Origin of the sequence: Buchnera aphidicola (Eriosoma lanigerum), from assembly GCF_964059125.1 — a bacterium.
Lineage (GTDB): Bacteria > Pseudomonadota > Gammaproteobacteria > Enterobacterales > Enterobacteriaceae > Buchnera_D > Buchnera_D aphidicola_C.
Map to the genome: position 1 here is coordinate 42,435 of NZ_OZ060395.1, position 16,767 is coordinate 59,201.

Sequence of the window (16,767 nt, forward strand, 5' to 3'; positions counted from 1 at the left end):
TGGTTTTAATATTTATGATATTTTTCATTTAACATATTAATTTCCGTATAATCTTAAATATATGATATTTATCATAACAATACTTATTTAAAATTTAATTGTACATTTTCATATTATATGAATTAATTAAATAGTTAAAGATGGATCAATATTGATAGATCCTCCCATAGTTGTAGATAAAAATATTTTTTTAATAAATATTCCTTTAGATTGACTTGGTTTAAGTTTTTTTAATGTTTCTAAAAATATGAAAAAATTGTTTTTTAAATGCAATAATGAAAAATTAACTTTTCCAATTGTGGTGTGTAATATTCCATTTTTATCATTTCGAAAACGTATTTGACCTGATTTAGCATTATGTACAGCAGTACTAATATCCTCTGTTACAGTACCTAATTTTAAATTAGGCATCAAACCTTTAGGTCCAAGTAAAGAACCTAATTTACTAACAACTGTTATTGCATCTGGAGATGCAATAACAACATCAAAATTAATTCCATTAGATTTTATTTTTTCTGCCAAATCATTCATTCCTACTAATTCTGCACCTGCTTGTTTTGCTTTATTAATATTATCACCTTGTGTAAAAACAGCTACTCGTACTACATTACCCGTTCCGTGAGGTAATACAACAGATCCTCTAATATTTTGATCTGATTTTTTTGGATCAATACCTAAATTAACTGCTATATCAACACTTTCTATAAATTTTGTTGAAGAAACATTTTTTAATAATGTAATTGCTTCATCAATATTATATATTTTTTTTATATTAATTTGATTTTTTATATATTTCATTCTTTTTGTTATTTTTTTCATAACTTTTTTCTATTGTTTAATTTTTAATCCCATTGATTTAGCTGTTCCTGCAATTGATTTACTTATATTTTCAATATTAGAACCTGTCATATCATCTAATTTTAATTGTGCTATTTCTTGAATTTGTTGTAGAGTGATTTCTCCAACAATATCTTGATTAGGTTTACTAGATCCTGATTTAATACCTGCTGCTTTTTTTAATAACACAGAAGCAGGAGGAGTTTTTGTGATAAATGTAAAAGTTTTATCAACATAAGCTGTGATAATTACTGGAATAGGTATTCCTTTTTCTAATTGTGCAGTTTTAGAGTTAAATAATTTACAAAATTCCATAATATTTAATCCTTTTTGCCCTAAAGCCGGTCCAATGGGAGGACTGGGAGTTGCCATTCCAGCTGCTACTTGAAGTTTTATATAAGCATTTATTTTTTTATTTGCCATAAGTATAATTGCTCTATGAATTGTATTAGTTTTATATAATTATTTATCATAATTTATTTTATAATTTAGTTAATTTTTTCTACTTGTGCAAAATCTAATTCCACTGGAGTAGATCTTCCAAATATTGACACGGATACCTTCAATCTACTTTTATCATAATCAACTTCTTCTACAATTCCATTGAAATCAGAAAAAGGGCCATCATTTACTCGAACTGTTTCTCCTGGTTCAAATAATGTTTTAGGTCTAGGTTTGTCACTCACTTGTCTCAGACGATTGACTATAGTATCAACTTCTTTATCACTAATTGGAGCTGGATGATCAGAAGTTCCTCCAATAAAACCCATAACTCGAGGTACATTTTTAATTAAATGCCAACTCTTATTATTCATATGCATTTGAATTAATATATATCCTGGAAAGAATTTGTGTTCACTTTTCCTTCTTTGTCCACTTTTCATTTCTACTACTTCTTCTGTAGGAACCATAATTTCTCCAAAATAAGATTCCATTCCATTAAGTTTAATGTGTTCTTGTATAGATTGAGAAACACGAGTCTCAATACCAGAAAAAGTTTGTAATACGTACCATCTTTTCTTTTTTTCCTTAAACATTTTACAATCTCATGTTGGTAATTAATGATACTAGATAAAATAAAAATTGGTCTAGTGTCCATAAGATTAATGACATAATAGTAGTTATGATAGATACAATTAATGTCGTATATAATGTTTCCTTGTAGTTTGGCCAAATAATTTTTTTTAACTCATTTTTAGATTCTTGAATTAAAGATAGTGTATTAGTCCCTTTCTTTGTTATTAAAAAGATGTTAAGTATTATAATACTAATACTAAGAATGAAACTAATTCGAATAAATATATTAATGTTTCTATAGTAAGAATTACTAATGATAATTGTTATAAGTAAAATAATTATAGAAATCCATTTTATTAGTTCTATTGAATAATTAAATTTTTGATCTCGATTAGTAATATTCATAAGATGGTTTAAAAGTTATAGATATAATTTTTTTGTATTATACCTTTTTTTGTGTCATGTGGTAACAATATTATTGTTAACTTCAGTTTAAACAGTTGATTGCAGGGGGGTAAATTACGATACTATTATTTTTTATAGTATCGTAATTTACCCCCCTGCAATCAACTGTTTAAACTGAAGTTAACAATAATATATGTAATATTATTATTTCAATATTATATATATTTTTAAAATTATTTCTGATTTTTGTTAATCTTATTTTTTTTAGATAAGTTAGAATAGTAATTAATTACATATAAAAATATTTTTTTATGGATGGTGCTGATACCCAGATTTGAACTGGGGACCTCACCCTTACCAAGGGTGCGCTCTACCTACTGAGCCATACCAGCAAAAAATATGGAGCGGGCAGCGGGGATTGAACCCGCATTATCAGCTTGGAAGGCTGATGTAATAGCCATTATACCATGCCCGCATAGTAATATTTTTAGCTAATAAACTAATTGTAATAATTTTTTCATTAAAATATATTGTAATTACATATGTTATGTATATATGGTGGGAGAAGGATTCGAACCTTCGAAGTCAATGACGGCAGATTTACAGTCTGCTCCCTTTAGCCACTCGGGAATCCCACCTAAATATATATTTTTTCTTATTGCTGCCGGCTACCGGAATCGAACTGGTGACCTACTGATTACAAGTCAGTTGCTCTACCTACTGAGCTAAGCCGGCTAATATTTTTTTTATTTTAAAATATGTATTTTAATATAAATTTTTTAGTTTTTAATTTTTCTAATTGAATGTATTCAACTATAATGTTTTCATGATATCATATTTAAAATAAAAAAGCATGTAATTCTGAATTTTTATTAACATTTTTATTTATCAATAGAAATTATAACGTTTACTAATAATAAAAATCATGTTTGTTTTAATTTTATACATAAATAAATTAATACTAGATATTTTAATTATGAATTATATAGAGTATATAACTTATTGTTAGAAATTTTTTTTATGTATGCAAATATAAATTATTTTATATATAGATTTTTTTGTTTAATTTTTAGTATAATAAATGAATTATAATTGATAATGATCATAAATTATTTTAGTAGTAATTGTTTTTCATAAATTATTACTATTAAGTAGTTATTTTTTATTAGTTTATTAATTAAATATTGCATATTTTTATTTTAAAATTATTATAGAATAAAATAAATATTTGTTAATGGGATAACATTATGTTTTTTTTTAATAAATACAAATACGAATTATTGAATCATCATATCTTAAATTTAACTAAAAAAATAAATATTTCATTTGAATTTTTTCCACCTAAAAATATTGATATGCAAAATAAATTTTGGGATTCTATAAATCAATTAAAAAAATTGAATCCTAATTTTTTTTCCATTACTTATGGAGCTAATAATAGTGATTGTAATCAAATTTTAGATATAGTTACTCAAGTTAATCAAGTTACAAATATAGAAGTAGCTCCTCATTTAACTTGCATAAATCATAATTTGATAGAATTAGAAGAAATTGCAAAAAAATATTGGTCAGCTGGTATTAAACATATTGTAGCTTTAAGAGGAGATACATTAAATATTTCAAAAAAAGTAATTATGTATGCTTCTGATTTAGTAAAATTTTTAAAAAAAATTGCTAATTTTAATATTTCTGTTGCAGCATATCCAGAAGTTCATCCAGAAGCAATTAATGAAAAATCAGATTTAATTTATTTAAAAAAAAAAATTGATGAGGGTGCTAACCAGGCAATAACACAATTTTTTTTTAGTACAGATAAATTTCTTTATTTTAGAGATAAATGTATAGCTAATGGCATTACAGTTGAGATTATTCCTGGTATTTTACCAATTGTTAATTTTAATCAAATTCATCGTTTTGCAAAAATGACCAATGTACATATTCCAAAATGGATATATAAAATTTTTGAAAATGTAGAAAAAAATTCAATAACTAGTATGATGATTGGATATAAAATTGCTATGGATATGATACAATCATTGTATTATGAAGGTGTTACTAGTTTTCATTTTTATACATTAAATTGTTCTAAATTATCGTATGCAATTTGTCGTTTATTAAGTAATACATCTAATGAATGACATTATTATTGAAAAAATCTACTATGATTCTTTATTATTTGTATTATTTTTTACAAAAATATTGAATAAATTTTTTAAAAATATTTTTGGTAGGTTTTATAAAATTCATATCTAGATATTCATCAGGTTGATGTGCTTGATTAATTGATCCAGGTCCTAAAATTATTGTAGGAGCTACATATTGCATAAATGATGCTTCAGTACAGTAATTTACAAATTCTGATTTTTTTTGTGATAAATATTCCACAATATATAAAAGATCAGATGATTGAGATAATGCATAACTTGGAATGGGTTCATGTATATTTTTAATTATAATATTTTGTCCCCATGTATTTTGTATTGTTTTTAGTTCATTAAACATTAAATCATCAAATTGTGGAATAGATAAATTAGGAAGTAAACGTATATCTATATGCAAAGTACAAAAATCACAAATAATATTTGCTGATTTACCTCCATGGATATATCCACAATTCATTGTAGAATAAGGGATTTGAAATTGCTTCTGGTTAAGCATATATTTTAATTTATCTCTTAATTGAAATAATGAATTTAATATTAAATGCATAATATCAATGCTATTTATTCCATTGTTTGGATCACTGGAATGACCGGATTTACCTTGTACAGAAATAGATTTTGAAATATGCCCTTTATGTCCAATTATAGGTTTTAAAGAAGTTGGTTCTCCAATAAATATTATTTTTGGTTTAATTTGAGTAAATTGAGAAAAATATTTTGCTCCAGACATAGTTGTTTCTTCATCAGCAGTGATAAGTATATATAATGGATGCGTATTTTTTTTTAAGTTTAAATCATGTAATAAATCTAATATACACGCAAAAAATCCTTTCATATCTACTGCTCCTAAGCCATAAAATTTATTATCTCGTATAGTCAATTGAAAAGGATCAAAATTCCATAATTTCGTATTAACATTAACAGTATCAGAATGTCCAGAGATTAGTAGACCTCCTGGACCTGAACCCATAGTTGCCAGTAAATTAAATTTATTATTAGTTTTTGGAATAGATTGAATTTCAACTGAAAAATTTAAGTCATATAACCAATTAGCTAATATATCAATAATAATTTTATTACTAGAATCGTCATTTATATTTATTGAATTAATTGAATTAGTCTGTATTAATTTTTTATATATTTGAATAAATGAAGGAAATTTTTTCATGGTAAAATAGTATGAAAATTAAATTTAAATTTTATCTTAAATTATTTCTATTGTATAGAGTAAATCTGATTAAAATTGATTTTAATTAATTATCTAATATTTGTATAATTTATTTTTTTATTTAAAATGTTTTAACAAAAAGGTGTACCAATCTTATGTTAAAAATACTTATAGTAGGAGCTAGTGGATATTCTGGTGTTGAATTAGTTTGTTATTTAAATAAACACGAACATGTTAATTCAATATCTTTAGCAGTTTCACATGATAGTAAAGACATTGGGAAAAACATTTCTGATATTTATCCTTCTTTAAAAGGAAGAGTTAATCTTTATTTAGAATCAATCAATAAATTTATACATAGTAATAGTGTATTTCATGCAGTATTTTTTGCTACTGATCATCTTGTCAGTTATAATTTAATTCCATTATTTATTTCTAAAGGTTGTGTAATATTTGATTTATCAGGAGCTTTTAGATTAAAAAATTATAATAAATATCCTAAATATTATGGATTTATTCATGAACATTTAGATTTATTAAAAAATGCTATTTATTCACTACCAGAATGGAATTTTAAAGAAATTCAACAAGCTCAATTACTTGCTCTTCCAGGATGTTATGCAACATGTATTCAATTAGCTTTAAAACCATTAGTTATAAAACAGTTGTTATCTTGTTCTCATCGTCCCATTATAAATGCTATTAGTGGAGTGAGTGGGGCAGGTAGAAAAATTAGTATGATTAATAGTTTTTGCGAAGTAGATTTACAACCATATAATATTTTTATCCATAAACATATTCCTGAAATTACTGAACAACTAGGTATTCCTATTGTATTTATTCCTCATTTAGGAGCATTTAATCGTGGTATTTTAGCAACTATTACTTGTGTATTAAAAGATAATATTCTGTTATCAGAGATAATTTCAATATTTACTCAATGTTATGAGAATTCTTCTTGTATTCGTTTATATCATGATAGTATTCCAAAACTAAAATCAGTTTTAGGATTACCATTTTGTGATATTGGTTTTAAAAGTAATAAAAATTATTTAGTAATTGTTGTAACAGAAGACAATTTATTAAAAGGAGCTGCTTCACAGGCAATACAATGTTTTAACATTCGTTTTGGTTTTGATGAAACTAAAACACTTATTTAAATTCAATGAGTTTATTTTTATTATGAATAGTTCGTTAATCATTAAGTTAGGCGGAGCTATATTAAATGATAATTTCGCAATAAAAAATTTTTTTAATATTTTATCGTCTTATCTTCAATTACATAATCGTGATGTATTAATTGTACATGGAGGAGGTAAATTAATTGATCAAATGATGAAAAAGTTAGGATTTAAGATACATAAGATTAATGGATTAAGACAAACATTACGTGAACATATTAATATAATTACTGGAGTATTAGCAGGTACAGTAAATAAAACTATTTTGTCGTATGCAAAACAAACAAATATTAATGCAATTGGTTTATGTTTATCAGATGGAAATAGTATCAATGTTAAACAATTTAATGAAGAATTAGGATATGTAGGATTAGCCGAACCTGGATCAGATGTATTTTTAAAACAAATTCTTTCTAATAAATTTCTTCCTATTATTAGTTCTATTGGTATTACTGATTCTGGTGAGTTAATGAATGTTAATGCTGATTTAGCAGCAGCTGCTTTGGCAAAAACTTTAAATGCTAATTTACTTTTGTTATCTGATGTTAGTGCTATTTTAAATGGTAAAGGACAAAGAATTACATCAATAAATAATATTGAAGCAGAAACATTAATTCAACAAGGAATTATTACTAATGGTATGATTGTTAAAGTACGAGCAGCATTAGATGTAGCATGTTCGTTAGGAAGACCTATTGATATTGCTAGTTGGCAACAAATTTCACAATTAGAATTATTATTTCAAGGAGTATCAATAGGTACTCGAGTATTTCATACTAATTAATATATAATGTTAAAGGTAGTAATTAAATGAATAAAAAATTATTAAATAAAGTTGTATTAGCTTATTCTGGTGGTTTAGATACTTCTGCTATTATACCCTGGATTAAAGAAAATTATAATTTACAAGTTGTTGCTTTTATTGCTAATGTAGGTCAAGAACAAATAGAATTAGAAGGAATTGAAAAAAAAGCTTTAGATTCAGGTGCTGATGAAGTTTATTTATTAGATCTTAGAGAAGAACTATTAAATAGTTATATATATCCAGTAATACAAACAGGAGCAATGTATGAAGGGAATTATTTATTAGGTACAAGTATGGCTCGTCCTATTATAGCTAAATCTCAAGTTGAATTAGCTATAAAATTAAAAGCTAAATTTTTATGTCATGGATCGACAGGGAAAGGAAATGATCAAGTTAGATTTGAAATGGTTTATGCAGCATTAGGACCTCAATTACAAGTAATTGCTCCTTGGAGAGAATGGAATTTTCATTCTCGTGAAGATTTATTATCATATTTAAAGTTGAAAAATATACCAACAACAGCTACTGCAGAAAAAATATATAGTAGAGATTCCAATATTTGGCATACTTCTACTGAAGGTGGAAGATTAGAAGAAACTTGGAACAATACAACTATGGATTGTTGGATACGAACTGTAGATCCTATTTTAGCTCCTAATGAACCAGAATATCTGACTATTCATGTTAATCATGGTAAAGTAAATTCTATTAATCATACTGAAATGGATTCCCTACAGTGTTTAGAATTATTAAATAAAATTGGTTCTAAACATGGTATTGGTAGAATTGATATTGTAGAAAATAGATTAGTTGGAATTAAATCTAGAGGATGTTATGAAACACCTGGAGGAACTATTATTATGAAAGTTATACGTGCTATTGAAGAATTAGTATTAGATAGAGAAAGTATGAAATGGAGATTAAAATTAGGTTTAGATATGTCTTATATTATTTATGATGGATGTTGGTTTTCTCCGTATCGTGAATCATTGCAAGCAGCTTCAGAAGTATTAGTAAAATTAATAACAGGAGAGGTAAAATTACAATTATATAAAGGATCTATTACAATTTTACAAAAGAAATCAATTCATTCATTATATTCTAAAGCATTTTCTACATTTGAACATGATGAACAATATACTCATTCTGATGCTTCTGGTTTTATTCGTTTAACTTCTTTATCCACTCGAATTAGAGCAATAAAATCTAATCAATTGAATAACAATCATTAAACATTTTATTGCTTTGAACATCTATAAAATTCACTTTTTTTTTTGGAGTAATAATGGTGCTATGGGGAGGAAGATTTTTTAAAAAATCTGATAATTTTTTTAAAAAATTTAATAGTTCTTTATATTTTGATTATAATTTAGCTAAACAAGATATTTTAGGATCTATTGCTTGGTCAAAAGCTATCTTAAGTAGTAATATAATTACATATGATGAACAACAAATGATTGAAAGAGAATTAATTAATTTATTAGAAAAAGTTACAAAAGAACCAAGTATAATTTTATCTAGTGATGTAGAAGATATTCATAGTTGGGTGGAAAAACAATTAGTAGATAAATTAGGTGCATTAGCTAAAAAATTACATACTGGTAGGAGTCGTAATGATCAAGTAACTACTGATTTAAAGTTATGGTGTAAATCTCAAGTAATAATATTAATGGATGAATTAACCAATTTAGAAAAAAAATTGATATTAGTAGCAGAAAAAACAATTGATGTAATTATGCCAGGATATACTCATTTACAAAGAGCACAACCAATTACATTCGCTCATTGGTGTTTAGCATATCTAGAAATGTTAAAAAGAGATAAAAGTAGATTAGAAGATGCATATCAAAGAATGGATGTTAATCCTTTAGGATCTGGTGCACTTTCAGGAACTACTTGGAACATCGATCGTGAAAAGATATCTTGTTTATTAGGTTTTACTAATACTTCTAATAATAGTTTAGATAGTGTAGGAGATAGAGATTATGTTATTGAACTAATATCGGTAGCTTCTATTAGTATGATGCATTTATCTCGGTTTTCTGAAGATTTAATTTTTTTTAATTCAGGAGAAGCTAATTTTATTGAATTATCTGATGATGTTACTTCTGGATCTTCTTTAATGCCACAGAAAAAAAACCCTGATTCTTTAGAATTAATTCGTGGAAAATGTGCACGAGTATATGGTTCATTAGTTCAAATATTAGTATTATTAAAAAGTTTACCGTTATCTTATAATAAAGATATGCAAGAAGATAAAGAAGGATTATTTGATGCTTTATATACATGGAATAATTGTGTACAAATGTCTGGATTAATTTTAGATACAATTAAAGTTAAAAAGAAAAATTGTTATTCTGCAGCTCAACTTGGATATAGTAATGCCACTGAATTAGCTGATTATTTAGTTACAAAAAATATTCCATTTAGGGAAGCTCATTATATTGTTGGTCAAATTGTATTAGAAGCAATTAATAAAAATGTTTCTTTAGAACAATTAGATTTATGTACGTTTCAAAAGTATCACACTGTAATCGAAAAAGATGTGTATAAAATACTAAGTTTAGAGTCTTGTATTAATAAACGTAATTCTCAAGGTGGTGTTTCATTTTTACGAACAAAAAAAGTTATTGAAAATGAAAAAATTAGATTAAATTTAACTTAATTTACATAATTAATGAACAAATAACATTTTATTTATGAAATATACTATATACAATATTTTTAATGTTGTATATAGTATGTTTGTAATATTAATTATATTGCATATATATTATATATTGATATAAAATTTTATTTTTTTTTAATATAAATTTTATATATATATTTGAAAATAAACAATTATATTTTATATTATTTTTAAAATATTTTTTTTTAAATTTATGTATTACATATAATTATATTTTATTTATATTAGAATTCATTTAATTATTATTAGTAATTTAATTTATTAATTTTTAAAAAAATTTAGGTAAACTTTTATGCAAAACATTGTTACTAATTAAAATTATTTTAGGTAAACATTGTAACATTTGTATTTAAAATAAATTATGTTTTTATTAAAATAAAATTTATTTTATATAAATATATTTATAATAATATTAATGATTTATAATTCAATATGATTCACTTTAATTTAAAATTAATATCATTTTTTTTTATACATATATTAATAATAAAAATTATATATTACTATGATATTGATAAATTAATAATATATTTAAATTATAAAAATATACTTAATTAGATATATGTTAATGTATTATTTTTATATCTTTAACGATTGTATTATATTAAATTTAATTAAAAATTGGATTTTTTAATCATCATATTATTTAATTTTCTATATTTATTAAATAGTATGATATTAAATAATTTTATGTCATATTTTTTTTTAAATAAAATAATAATTTTAAAATAAATTAAAATTTTAATATAAATAATTTTAAATAAGTATTAATTTTAATTATGAAAATAATGATATTATTACAATAGTAATATATATATAAAATATATTATTTAAATATAATAATTTTATTAATTTAAGATTTATTTTTATATATATATCATTATGATAAATAAATAAAAAATATTTTCATATATAATATTTAAATGTTTGGTTTATATTTTATAGTATTATATACATAATATTATTTTTTAATATAAGTAAAGTTACTAGAATTATTATTGAAATAAATTTACAAATGATTTTTATTAAAAATAAGAACAAATGATAATATATATATTTATATAAATAACATTAATTGACTTTAATATTATAAATTATTTGTAATATGAACATGATTGATACATTAAATATTTATATTTTCCTGTTATTAAGAGAGAATAATAATGTTTAAAACATTAGATATGCTTTGGTCTACAATAGTTAATGAAACTCAATTTTTATTAAAAAAAGAATCGTTCTTATTTCGTTTTTATTATAAAAATATCTTACAACATCATAATTTAACTGAATCAATAATTTTTATTTTATCGAAAAAATTATCAAATCCTATGATTTCAGATAACTTTTTATATAAGATTTTTAATCAATGTTATTTATCTAACCCTATCATGATTGAATTTGCTAGTAGAGATATTCAAGCTATTTATAACAAAGATCCTGCAGTTAACCATTATGTAATTCCACTATTGTATTTTAAAGGTTTTCATGCATTACAAGGTTATAGAATTAGTAATTACTTTTGGAAAAAAAATAAAAAATCTTTAGCATTATATTTACAAAATCAAATTTCTACTTTAATGGCGGTAGATATTCATCCTGCTGCAACAATTGGTTCTGGAATTATGTTTGACCATGCTACTGGTATTGTAATAGGAGAAACAGTAATTATCGAAGATAATGTTTCTATTTTGCAATCAGTAACGTTAGGTGGAACAGGAAAACAGACAGTAGTAGGTAATCGTCGTCATCCAAGAATTCGATCTAAAGTCATTATAGGAGCTGGAGCTAAAGTTTTAGGAAATATTGAAGTTGGTTATGGAGCAAAAATAGGAGCAGGAGCGGTAGTATTAAATTCAGTTCCAGAATACTCAACAGTAGTTGGAGTACCTGCTAAAATTGTTAATCAAGATCGTATTAGTATGCTATTGTATAAAACAGATCTTCATAATACTAATAAGATGCGTCATAGTAAAATTATAGAAAATGAATTTGAATATGGATCTGGAATTTAAATTTGTTAATAGTTTTATTATTGTATAAATAATTATAATAATAACATTAAAATAATATATATTAATTGTATTTTTAGTAAATATTATTTTTATAAATAAATATTTTTAATGAGTAGAAAAAGCTTCCAAAAAAATAAAGGAAGCTTTTATTTCTATTGTATTAGAATATAAATTTAAATAAATACAATTTAAAATTACTCATCTAAAAAATTTCTTAATATTTCTGATCTACTAGGATGTCTTAATTTTCGTAATGCTTTAGCTTCAATTTGACGGATTCGTTCACGAGTAACATCAAACTGTTTACCTACTTCCTCTAAGGTATGATCAGAATTCATATCAATACCAAATCTCATTCTTAGTACTTTAGCTTCTCTTGGAGTTAATCCAGCTAATACGTTATGAGTAGCAGAACGAAGACTTTCTGATGTAGCTGAGTCTAATGGTAACTCTAAAGTAGTATCTTCAATAAAATCTCCTAAATGAGAATCTTCTTCATCACCAATAGGAGTTTCCATGGATATAGGTTCTTTCGCTATTTTTAAAACTTTTCTTATTTTATCTTCTGGAATAAGCATTTTTTCTGATAATTCCTCAGGAGTAGGTTCTCTTCCAATTGTTTGCAACATTTGTCTAGAAATACGATTAAGTTTATTAATTGTTTCTATCATATGAACTGGAATTCTAATAGTTCTAGCTTGATCTGCTATAGATCGTGTAATTGCTTGTCGAATCCACCAAGTAGCATATGTTGAAAATTTATATCCACGACGATATTCAAATTTATCTACTGCTTTCATTAATCCTATATTTCCTTCCTGAATTAAATCTAAAAATTGTAATCCTCTATTAGTATATTTTTTTGCAATAGAGATTACTAATCTTAAATTAGCTTCTACCATTTCTTTTTTAGCTCGTTTTGCTTTAGCTTCTCCAATAGACATTCTTCTATTAATATCTTTAACTTGTTCAATAGTAAGTCCTGTTTCTTGCTCTACTTCCGTTAATTTTTTTAAACTATTATGAATTGATTCTTGAAAATGTAATAATTTTTCTGACCAGTTTTTATTCATTTTTTTAACTTGATTAAACCAATTTTTATTAGTTTCAGATTTGCTAAAAATATGAATAAATTTTTTTTTAGGAATTTGACATTTTTCTACAAATAATCTCATGACATATCTTTCTTGCACACGAACACGTTCCATCATATTTCGCATGTTATTTACTAAATAATCAAATTGTTTAGGAACTAATCGAAATTGTTTAAATATTTCTGAAAGATTATGAATTTCTAATAAAACGTCTTTATGAGTTCGATTTTTATTTTTTATAGCTTTTGTAGTAGCGAAGTATTGATTTCTTAATGCAGAAAATTTTTCATGAGCTAGTATAGGATCAATATTATGATCTTCATCTACATGATTTTCTTCTTGTTGTTCATCATGTTGTATCTTTTCTTCATCTAGTTCTGATTCAATATTTATTATAGATGGAGAAATAGTTTCTTCTGCGTTAGGATCTATAAATCCTATTATTAAATCTGATAATTGTATATCTCCAGATTCAACTCGATCATATTGTTTTAATAAATAAGTAATAGCTTCTGGATATTCTGCTACAGAACATTGTACCTGATTAATTCCTTCTTCAATTCTTTTAGCTATATCAATTTCACCTTCTCTAGTAAGTAATTCAACTGATCCCATTTCTCTCATATACATACGAACAGGATCAGTAGTTCTACCTAGTTCTGTTTCTACACTAGATAATACTTGTGCTACTGCTTCAACTGCATCTTCATCTGTATTGGTACTATTTTCATTTAAAATTAAATCATCAGCATCGGGTGCTTCTTCTACCACCTGAATTCCCATATCGTTAATCATTTGTATAATATCTTCAATTTGATCAGAATCAACAATATCTTCTGGAAGATGATCGTTAACTTCAGAATAAGTCAGATAACCTTGTTCTTTTCCATGAGTAACTAGTAATTTTAATTGTGATTGTGGATTATGCTCCATAAGACGATATCCATACTGCAGTTAATTAATATTAAATTAATTACAATAGTAATTAATTTATGAGTTAGTTATATAAATGTATTGAGTAATTTTAATATTTTTTTTTATAATATTTTATATTATAAATATATTGATATATAATTAATATTACTTTTTTTAACATGTTATAGAACTAAATTAGTATTTAAATTAATAAAATTAGTAATAATTTTTATTTTTGTGATAAAGAAACAGTAATTGACCATAATTCTTTTTTTTCATTTTTATTTAATCCTTGGTTTTTTTCTTTCATAATAAGATTATAATATTGTTTTTCTAACTTTTGATTATATATCATGGTTAATGAATCTAAAAACACGTTTTTAATTTTTTCTTTGATGATCATGTGATCCCATATAGTTAATTTTTTCAGAATATTTTCTATTTTACTATTTCTATATAATTCTAATATTTGACCAGTTTTATATTTTGGATTACTTATACAAGTTTTAAATAAATCTAAAAATATATCAAATCCTTTAATATTAAATTTAATTATAGTTATTTTTTTTGGAACGAATTTTGATAGTTTTGGATTTTGTATTAATAATCCAATTATTGTACGCATGGGTGTATGTTTTATTTTTATATTAAGATTTTTTTTATGTTGTTGAAGGAATAATGAGTTTAGTTGTTCTATATTTAAAATTCCTAATTGTAGTCCTAATTTTTGATGCAAATATGTTCTCATTATTTTTCCTGGAATTAAATTAATTAAAGGAATAATTAATGAACTAAAATAAGATTTTTTTTCAATAGAAGATAAGTCTGCATTATGTAATAATTTTAAAAATAAAAATTCTGAAGCATTCATGGCATTATTAATTCTGTTTTGAAAAGAAATTGTTCCTTCTTGTTGAATAATTGTATCGGGATCTGTATTATTGGGTAAAAAAATAAATTTTATACTTTTATGATCTTGTAAGTAAGGTAAAGATAGTTTTAATGATGTCCAAGAAGCTATTTTTCCAGCTTTATCTCCATCATAACAATAAATAATATTATCAGTTATACGAAAAATTAATTTTATTTGTTCTGTTGTAATAGTGCTACCAAGTATAGCTACAACATAATTAATTTTAAATTGAGTAAGCATAACTACATCTATATATCCTTCAACCACAATAATTCTATTTGGTTTTAAATTTTTTTTAATTAATTCATATATTCCATATATTTGTTTGCTTTTTTTAAAGATAAAACTTTCGGAAGAATTTAAATATTTTGGATTAGATTGAGGATAAATTGCTCTTCCTCCAAATCCATTGATTCTTCCATTTCTATCTCGAATAGGAAAAATAATACGATTTCTAAAATGATCGTATGTTCTTCCTCGAGAATCTTTAATAATTAATCCTAATTTAATTAGAATATTGTATTGTTTTGTATTAGAACTAAAATATTTAGCAATATTATTAGATTTATTTCCAGAAAATCCAATAGAAAATTCTTCTATTGTTTTTTTTTTAATTCCTCTTTGAATCAAATATTGATAAGAAGTAGTATTATTTGATTGTAATAATTGATCATAATATATATTACAAATTTTTTTTAATATTTGATGTGAGTAGTACATATGAAAGAGTACATTATTGTTTACTGGATTTATAGATTTATTAGGAATACTTAATCCATGTAACAAAGATAATTCTTCAATAGTTTCTATAAAATTTAATTGTTCATAATTCATTAAAAAATCAATGGCATTACCATGTGCTTGACATCCAAAACAGTGGTAAAATTGTTTTATATCGTTTACTACAAAAGATGGAGTTTTTTCATTATGAAAAGGACATAATGACTTATAGTTATTTCCATTTTTTTTTAATGATAATTTAGATCCAATTAAATCGATTATATTTGTTCGAGCTAATAATTCATTAATAAATTCTTGTGGTATTTTCCATTGATGCATGTTTATATTTATATAAAGTATAAGACCGAATGAAATATAAACTCGGTCTTGAGATAATGATTATAATAAAATTATAAAATATTAATACATTCGTATATTTCGAGCATTTTCTCGAGTTAATTTTTTAGTAAGACGTTTTATTGCTGATGCTTTTGCTCTTTTTCTTTCTGTTGTAGGTTTTTCATAAAATTCTCTTCTTCTAATTTCTGCTAAAATACCTGCTTTTTCGCAAGATCTCTTAAATCTTCTCAAAGCTACATCAAACGGTTCATTTTCACGAACTTTAATAATAGGCATAATAATATAGACCTTAAAATAATAATTAGTAATATCAATATTGTATTAAATTAAAATAATGATGTTTATCATATCGTATATCTATTTTAAATATATAAAATATATTAATACGAGTTTGATTGTAAAAAAAAAAAAAAAAAAAATAAAATAGATTGTGAATCAATAATTTGTATTTTCATTATATAGTATTTATTAATATGTTAATATACTTGA

Annotated in this window: 14 protein-coding genes and 4 tRNA genes; 6 read left to right on the forward strand and 12 right to left on the reverse strand. The window is 23.8% G+C overall.

Features of this window, described 5'->3' with window-relative positions:
• Positions 1-126 precede the first annotated feature (126 nt).
• From rplA to AB4W75_RS00195, 8 genes are all read right to left on the reverse strand, one after another.
• A complete protein-coding gene (gene rplA / locus AB4W75_RS00160; RefSeq protein ID WP_367679454.1) occupies positions 127-819 on the reverse strand; it encodes a 50S ribosomal protein L1 in 693 nt (230 codons plus the stop codon).
• A 9-nt stretch (positions 820-828) separates the two neighbouring features.
• On the reverse strand, positions 829-1,260 hold the full coding sequence (rplK, locus tag AB4W75_RS00165) for a 50S ribosomal protein L11 (RefSeq protein ID WP_367679455.1): 432 nt from the start codon (positions 1,258-1,260) through the stop codon (positions 829-831).
• A gap of 65 nt (positions 1,261-1,325) precedes the next feature.
• Complete coding sequence (nusG, locus tag AB4W75_RS00170) at positions 1,326-1,874, reverse strand: transcription termination/antitermination protein NusG (RefSeq protein ID WP_367679456.1); 549 nt, start codon at positions 1,872-1,874, stop codon at positions 1,326-1,328.
• A gap of 1 nt (position 1,875) precedes the next feature.
• Positions 1,876-2,259, reverse strand: coding sequence for a preprotein translocase subunit SecE (gene secE, locus AB4W75_RS00175; protein WP_367679457.1), 384 nt, complete (start codon positions 2,257-2,259; stop codon positions 1,876-1,878).
• Between the two features lie 316 nt (positions 2,260-2,575).
• Positions 2,576-2,651 (reverse strand) — tRNA-Thr (locus AB4W75_RS00180).
• A gap of 8 nt (positions 2,652-2,659) precedes the next feature.
• Positions 2,660-2,734, reverse strand: a tRNA-Gly gene (locus AB4W75_RS00185).
• Positions 2,735-2,815: 81 nt separating this feature from the next.
• A tRNA-Tyr gene (locus AB4W75_RS00190) sits at positions 2,816-2,897 on the reverse strand.
• A 24-nt stretch (positions 2,898-2,921) separates the two neighbouring features.
• A tRNA-Thr gene (locus AB4W75_RS00195) sits at positions 2,922-2,994 on the reverse strand.
• 512 nt (positions 2,995-3,506) lie between these two features.
• Here AB4W75_RS00195 and metF point away from each other — a divergent pair.
• Positions 3,507-4,397, forward strand: a complete 891-nt coding sequence (gene metF / locus AB4W75_RS00200) for a methylenetetrahydrofolate reductase (RefSeq protein ID WP_367679458.1) — start codon at positions 3,507-3,509, stop codon at positions 4,395-4,397.
• 43 nt (positions 4,398-4,440) lie between these two features.
• Here metF and argE read toward each other — a convergent pair whose 3' ends face one another.
• Positions 4,441-5,589, reverse strand: a complete 1,149-nt coding sequence (gene argE, locus AB4W75_RS00205) for an acetylornithine deacetylase (protein ID WP_367679459.1) — start codon at positions 5,587-5,589, stop codon at positions 4,441-4,443.
• A gap of 155 nt (positions 5,590-5,744) precedes the next feature.
• Between argE and argC the strand changes: the two genes are divergently transcribed.
• The 5 genes from argC to cysE all read left to right on the forward strand — a co-directional run bounded on the left by argC (position 5,745) and on the right by cysE (position 12,276).
• Positions 5,745-6,749: an N-acetyl-gamma-glutamyl-phosphate reductase gene (argC, locus tag AB4W75_RS00210; protein ID WP_367679460.1), complete on the forward strand. Its 1,005-nt coding sequence runs from the start codon at positions 5,745-5,747 to the stop codon at positions 6,747-6,749.
• A 22-nt stretch (positions 6,750-6,771) separates the two neighbouring features.
• Entirely contained in the window at positions 6,772-7,554 is a 783-nt protein-coding gene (argB, locus tag AB4W75_RS00215; RefSeq protein WP_367679461.1) for an acetylglutamate kinase, read from the forward strand.
• Between the two features lie 26 nt (positions 7,555-7,580).
• Entirely contained in the window at positions 7,581-8,807 is a 1,227-nt protein-coding gene (locus AB4W75_RS00220) for an argininosuccinate synthase (RefSeq protein ID WP_367679462.1), read from the forward strand.
• Between the two features lie 53 nt (positions 8,808-8,860).
• Positions 8,861-10,240: an argininosuccinate lyase gene (argH, locus tag AB4W75_RS00225; protein ID WP_367679463.1), complete on the forward strand. Its 1,380-nt coding sequence runs from the start codon at positions 8,861-8,863 to the stop codon at positions 10,238-10,240.
• Positions 10,241-11,427: 1,187 nt separating this feature from the next.
• On the forward strand, positions 11,428-12,276 hold the full coding sequence (cysE, locus tag AB4W75_RS00230; protein WP_367679464.1) for a serine O-acetyltransferase: 849 nt from the start codon (positions 11,428-11,430) through the stop codon (positions 12,274-12,276).
• A 194-nt stretch (positions 12,277-12,470) separates the two neighbouring features.
• Here the strand turns inward: cysE and rpoD are convergent, their stop codons facing one another.
• The 3 genes from rpoD to rpsU all read right to left on the reverse strand — a co-directional run bounded on the left by rpoD (position 12,471) and on the right by rpsU (position 16,554).
• Entirely contained in the window at positions 12,471-14,303 is a 1,833-nt protein-coding gene (rpoD, locus tag AB4W75_RS00235; RefSeq protein WP_367679465.1) for an RNA polymerase sigma factor RpoD, read from the reverse strand.
• 211 nt (positions 14,304-14,514) lie between these two features.
• Positions 14,515-16,257 (reverse strand): DNA primase, encoded by a 1,743-nt coding sequence (gene dnaG, locus AB4W75_RS00240; protein WP_367679466.1) that lies wholly within the window; start codon positions 16,255-16,257, stop codon positions 14,515-14,517.
• Between the two features lie 81 nt (positions 16,258-16,338).
• The gene (rpsU, locus tag AB4W75_RS00245; protein WP_367679467.1) at positions 16,339-16,554 is read right to left on the reverse strand and encodes a 30S ribosomal protein S21; all 216 of its coding nucleotides are present in this window, start codon (positions 16,552-16,554) and stop codon (positions 16,339-16,341) included.
• Between the last annotated feature and the right edge of the window lie 213 nt (positions 16,555-16,767).